At 40.4% G+C, this 6,198-nt stretch carries 5 protein-coding genes; all 5 read right to left on the bottom strand.

Annotated elements, in window-relative coordinates; genetic code table 11:
* Positions 1 to 499 precede the first annotated feature (499 nt).
* The 5 genes from BUB12_RS15025 to BUB12_RS15005 are packed head-to-tail and all read right to left on the bottom strand — an operon-like array spanning position 500 to position 5,875.
* Positions 500 to 2,107 (bottom strand): peptide ABC transporter substrate-binding protein, encoded by a 1,608-nt coding sequence (locus BUB12_RS15025; RefSeq protein WP_072891727.1) that lies wholly within the window; start codon positions 2,105 to 2,107, stop codon positions 500 to 502.
* 22 nt (positions 2,108 to 2,129) lie between these two features.
* Entirely contained in the window at positions 2,130 to 3,134 is a 1,005-nt protein-coding gene (locus tag BUB12_RS15020) for an ABC transporter ATP-binding protein (protein WP_072891726.1), read from the bottom strand.
* 8 nt (positions 3,135 to 3,142) lie between these two features.
* Complete coding sequence (locus tag BUB12_RS15015) at positions 3,143 to 4,075, bottom strand: ABC transporter permease (protein WP_327196154.1); 933 nt, start codon at positions 4,073 to 4,075, stop codon at positions 3,143 to 3,145.
* A 2-nt stretch (positions 4,076 to 4,077) separates the two neighbouring features.
* Positions 4,078 to 5,010 carry an ABC transporter permease gene (locus BUB12_RS15010; RefSeq protein WP_143155652.1) on the bottom strand — a complete coding sequence of 311 codons (933 nt, stop codon included), beginning with the start codon at positions 5,008 to 5,010 and terminating at the stop codon, positions 4,078 to 4,080.
* A 43-nt stretch (positions 5,011 to 5,053) separates the two neighbouring features.
* Entirely contained in the window at positions 5,054 to 5,875 is an 822-nt protein-coding gene (locus tag BUB12_RS15005) for a M55 family metallopeptidase (protein ID WP_072891724.1), read from the bottom strand.
* Positions 5,876 to 6,198: the final 323 nt, after the last annotated feature.

Raw genomic sequence — 6,198 nt, 5'->3', positions numbered from 1 at the left:
CCTAACTTAACTTTTAACCCTAATTGTTTAAATAAAGGTAATGCATCTTGAACCTTCCCCAGTTTAGCTGGACCAGCTGGTGCAATTATACCAACCGTATCCCCTGGTTTTAGTCTCTTTGGATATACCATGAACCCCTTCCTTTCTATGAAAAGCTTAGAGTGCCCGCTTTGCGACGTACGGACTGGACTGAGGCGTAGGAGATAAAGGAAACATGCCCCTTCATAGGGGTATGTCGACGTTGGACGCAAAGTCCGGTTTTAGTCGACCTTCCTTTTTATCGGAGTCGATGTTGACTTTCACCACAAGGGTATAAGTGCGACTAAGCCTCTGGTATCACCAATCGGCAAGTCTTCTTTATCGTACGGAGGCGAAGGAAGTCTTGTGCCTGTGATTACTCGGCACAAAGGACAAAGAAGTATCTCTTTGAAGTTCCTTCGCTAGTCGCAGGCACTCGGAGCTAGACATCTTTGATTTTTCTTCCTTTAGCAACTTCTCGTTAATCTTTTCTCGCCCACTTCAATTCTAAATATCCGACTGGATGACGCACAATTCCCCGAACGGAATCAGAGTATAGGTGTACTTGATTGTAATAATGGATTGGAAAAATAGGCATTTCCTCTGCTAAAATTCTTTCTGCCTCATACATGTAGTCCCAGCGTTTTATTTCATTTGATTCTGTTTTTGCCAAACGAATTAACTTATCGTAGTCCTCATTTGACCAGCCTGTACGGTTCATTGTCGAATCGGTCGTAAAACTTTCTAAAAAGTTCACAGGATCCCCGTAGTCATAGATAAAGGAACTTCGTGAGAATTGTAGTTTAAGAGCCTTTTGGTCTTCTAGAAATACGCCCCATTCGATATTTCCGAGCCGAACATCCACTCCAAGATTTTCTTTAAACATAGCTTGCATTGTCTCAGCAATGGCCTTATTCGATTCACTTGTGTTATAGGATAAATTCACGTCTGGTAATGCATCATATCCTTCTTCTTCCATTCCTTCCTTTAGCAACCTTCTTGCTTTCTTTGGATCAAACACAACTAGGTCACCAGTGATACCACGGAAATCGCCTCCATCAGGGTTTACGAATCCAGGAGAAACAAACCCATGCGCTGCTTCTTCACGATTTCTCGTCACATAATCAACAATATCCTGCTGATTAATCGCTAGAGCAAATGCTTTTCGAATTTTTTCATTTTGAAATGGCTCCATTGTCACATTAAAACGGAAAAAAGATAAACCAGCTTGTTCCTCAATCACAACATTTTTATCCTCAATGAGTTGATCGGCAATCTCAGAAGGTATGGATGTCATATCTAAGTCACCTGTTTGGAACATTTGATACTCCGTATTCGTGTCCTCAACCATTGCCCAATGTACGATGTCTATTTGAACCGTATCTTTATCCCAGTACTGGTCATTCTTGGCAAAAATCATATGGCTATTATGCTTCCATTTTTCCAGTATAAATGGGCCATTAGATACGAATGTTTCTGCTTCGGTATGCCAATCAGGGTTTTCTGTTGCTACCTTCTTGTTTACTGGAAAAAATGCCGGATTAGATATAACATGAAGGAAAAATCCAGTTGGTGCTGTCAACGTTACTTCCAACGTCTTTTCATCAACAGCCCGAACTCCTACTTTATCCTTTGGGCCATTTCCATTATTGTATGCCTCACCACCTTCAATTAAATATCCTAAAAAGGCAGCTGGTGATAAATTTTCTGGATTCAATAATTGCTCCCAAGCATATTCAAAATCATATGCCGTTACTGGGTCCCCGTTAGACCAATTAGCATTTTCTCTCAAATAAAATGTATAGATTTTCCCATTCTCTGAAATATCCCAACGCTCAGCAATTGCTGGTTGTGGTCTATCATTTTTCCCTAAACGTGTTAAGCCTTCCATTAAATTGTTCAGGGCATTCCAAGAAACGTCATCAAAGCCTGATGGTGGATTAAAGGACGTTGGTTCTTTTCCATTATTCATATAAAGGACCGTCTTTTCTCCTTCATGTTCTTGGATGTCTGCTCTAGTGTTACTAGTCGTACATGCCGTTAACAAAAGCACACATACAGTGACAACAAACAATAACCAATTCTTCATGAAAATACCCTCCTCTAGTAGATTATTTGCGTGAACTAGAAGCTAATAGTTTCTTTGCACGTTTATCCTGTAACCAACAATCTACCTTATGTGTCGTTGTAAGGCTTTTTGTTTTTGGGTATTTCCTAAGACAGACTTCCATTGCCATTGGACATCGAGGAGCAAACGGGCACCCTTTAGGCGGAGAGAAGAGATCTGGTGGTGTTCCATCAATCGGTGTTAATTCTGCCTCTGTTGCATCTAATCGTGGCACTGATTTTAATAATCCTTTTGTATAGGGATGCTGGGGATGATAAAAAATTTCTCGTTTATCTCCCTCTTCAATTAACTTACCGGCATACATGACAGCGACACGATCCGCAACTTTAGCCACAACACCCAAATCATGTGTAATTAAGATAATCGATACTCCGGTTTCCCTTTGAATTTTTTCAAATAACTCTAATATTTGCGCCTGAATTGTAACATCTAGAGCTGTCGTTGGCTCATCGGCAATGAGTAATTCCGGTTCACAAATCAACGCTATCGCTATAACGATTCGCTGCCTCATACCTCCACTAAATTGATGGGGATATTGTTTTAAACGTTCATCCGGATTCGGAATACCGACAAGTTCTAACATTTCCAATGCTTTCTCTCGCGCCTCTAATGATGAAATTTTTTTATGCTGCTTCAGTCCCTCCATAAGTTGGGTCCCAATCGTTAATGTTGGGTTTAAAGCTGTCATAGGGTCTTGAAAAATCATCGAAATATCGACACCCCGAATGGAACGCATTTCTTTTTCACTAAGCTCTGTTAATTGCTTATCATGAAACTGAATTTTTCCACGTACAAGTCTTCCTGGAGGACTTGGGATTAACTTCATGATGGCATTCGATGTGACACTTTTCCCACAACCAGATTCTCCAACGATTGCTAACGTCTCTCCTTTATACAAATGAAAACTAACACCCCTAACCGCTTGAACAATTCCACCATATGTCGAAAAGTGGACATGCAAATCTTTGACTTCAAGGATTTTTTCCATTTTGTCACCTACTTCCTTAGCTTCGGATCCAATGCATCCTGAAGCCCGTCACCTAGTACATTAAACGCAAACATCGTAAACGAGATAAAAAATGCTGGGAAAAATAATGTCCACCAGTGCCCAGATAGGATAGCTCCCAGTGAATCACTAGCCATCGTTCCCCAACTAGCATACGGGGATTGAATTCCCAGCCCTAAAAAACTAAGGAAAGCCTCAGCAAAGATGGCCGATGGTACAGTTAAAGTCAATTGAACGATGATTGGCCCCATCGTATTTGGAATTAAATTTCTTCGGATAATCCGGGATGTGTTTGTCCCAAATGATTTGGAGGCTAGGACAAATTCATAATTTTTAATTTGTAACACTTGTCCTCTAACAATTCTGGCCATCCCGACCCAACCAGTAACGGTCAAGGCAATGATAATGGTGGTAAGACTAGGCTCCATAATGACAAGTAGTAAAATAACAACGAGTAAATAAGGTATGCCGTACAACACTTCTACGATACGCATCATAATGTTATCCACACGCCCACCTTTGTATCCTGCAATCCCTCCATAGATAATTCCGATACAAAAATCAATCAGAGCTGCCATCAATCCAACAAATAAGGAAACTCTTGCCCCATACCACGTTCTTGTAAAAACATCCCGACCATGTTGATCCGTTCCAAACCAATGGTCTTTTGAAGGTGGGTGAAATTGGTTGGGCTGATCCATTTTGGTAACTTCATATGGTGAGATAATGGGACCAAAAATAGCCAAAAATACTACAATTACTAAAAAGAACATCCCTAACATGGCTAATTTATTTTTTATTAAGCGATACCACGCGTCACTCCAGTATGACAAGGATGGTCGTGAAACAACTTCAGCTGCTTTTACATCTTTTTCCGTCCATCGAAACCACTCATTAGGCACTTGTTTATTTTCTGGTTTCACGATTACTCTCCTTCCTTTTTATGAAGTTTAATGCGAGGATCTAATAATCCATATATGATGTCGACCAGGAAGAGCATCACCACTAAAAACACACTATAAAAAACCGTCGTCCCCATAATTACTGGATAATCCCGTTGATTAATACTTTCAACGAAATAACGCCCCATACCGGGAATCGCAAAAATCTTTTCAATGACAAAAGTCCCCGTTAAAATACCTGCTAGCAATGTTCCGATAATCGTAATAACTGGCATTAAAGCATTTTTTAACGCATGCTTTATAACAATTTTCCACGGACTTAGCCCTTTAGCACGTGCCATTTTAATATAATCTTGTGTTAAAACTTCTAACATGGTCGAGCGAGTTAGCCTTGCGATAATCGCCATTGGTCCCGTTGCCAGAGCAGCTACAGGGAGGACCATGTGTAGAGGGCTTGCCCAAGTTGCTGGCGGCAAAAGATTTAAGTTTACTGCCAACTGCTGAATTAATAAGGTAGATAATACAAAATTCGGAATGGATATCCCTAATACAGCAACACTCATTGCCATATAGTCTATGAAACCATTATGTTTTAAAGCAGCAATAATCCCCAACGTCACCCCTGATAGTAGTGCTACAAGGATCGTTACCATTCCCAGTTCGAATGAAATTGGAAACCCTTGCCCAAGCAAATCATTAACAGTTTGATTTGGTTGTTTAATAGATGGGCCAAAGTCTAAGGTAACAATCGATTTCAGGTAGAGGATATATTGAATATGATAGGGTTGATCCAGATTATAGTAAGATTCTAGATTACGCTGCACCGACTCCGATGTTCCTCTTTCCTCATTTAATGGAGAGCCGGGAATCGAAATCATTAATACGAATGTAATTGTCACAATGATCCAGATAGTTACAATCATGGTGAGAAATCGTTTTAATATATACCGTAACAAATCGCTTCACTCCTGCTACATGCCGTTTTGACTGGATCCTTCGTTAAAATTTAGTTTTCTGCGCTAACTCTGTCATTACAAGCATCGCTTGATAGGCTTCGACGATATCTTTTGCTTGGTAGGCAACCATCGTCGTATTTGGAATGATTTGAGTACCTGGCATTAAATTCGCCCATTCTGCTTGTCCATAATTTGTAAATTCGATTTTTAGTAGTGGTTGTTCTGGTGGAACTAATGGGTAAACGTTTCTTTGGTTTTCTAGAGCTTGAATCACTTTTTCTGTAAGTAATTCACCTGCTTTTCTTGGCGTTAAACTGAGTGCTGCAGATCGGGATACTGCTTCTTTTACAATGACCGTCGTAACCTCTGGTATTAACTCCTCCGCTTCTTGTGCTACTTGATCATCACCAGACACTAACAAAACCGGAACACCAAAATATCCTGCAACATAAGCATTCATTCCTAATTCCCCAACAGCTTTATCATTAATGTAGAAGTTTCGTACGGCTCCTACCATCGAATGTGACATTACTCCAGCCTGCCCTGCACGAGAATGATAGCCAATAAACATTGCACCATCTAAAGAACTATCAATTCCTTGTATCATCGAGAGAGGTTTAACATCGCCAGTAATCAACCTTGCTTCCGGATGCAATCGATTGATTAATAGATTATTCATTTTCGAATGGCTATCATTAACAATGACTTCCGAGCACCCGAAATCATAGGCTGCCTTTATGACATAATTCGTCTCCTCTGTCATTATCATCCGTGCACGCTCATAATTATGTTCACCGGAATCAACATATGTATAATCCGGTAAACCAGTAATCCCCTCCATATCAACAGACAAATATAACCTCATCAGCACATACTCCTTTAGCATTTTATTCTAATTGTATGAGACAAGTTGGGAATAGATGATAGTTACTTCGGTGGAGAGTTGGGTTCTTTTGAGGGATTTTGTCGAATGATGGGTGGATTCGGGCTTATGGAATCGAGAACTTGTCGTCGAAAAAGGCAGCGAGGGCTCGTATCAATTACCATAGCTGCTCCTGTTTGCTTGCTACAGGCATCGAGAGCTTGTCTCGATTACTGTAGATACTATTCGATGACTTCTTCCGGCATTGAGAACTCGTATCGATTACCGTAGTTACTATTCGATGACTTCTTCCGGCAGCGAGAGCT

The sequence above is a fragment of the Ornithinibacillus halophilus genome (assembly GCF_900129485.1).
GTDB lineage: Bacteria > Bacillota > Bacilli > Bacillales > Amphibacillaceae > Ornithinibacillus > Ornithinibacillus halophilus.
This window is presented reverse-complemented; position numbering and strand designations above follow the sequence as displayed.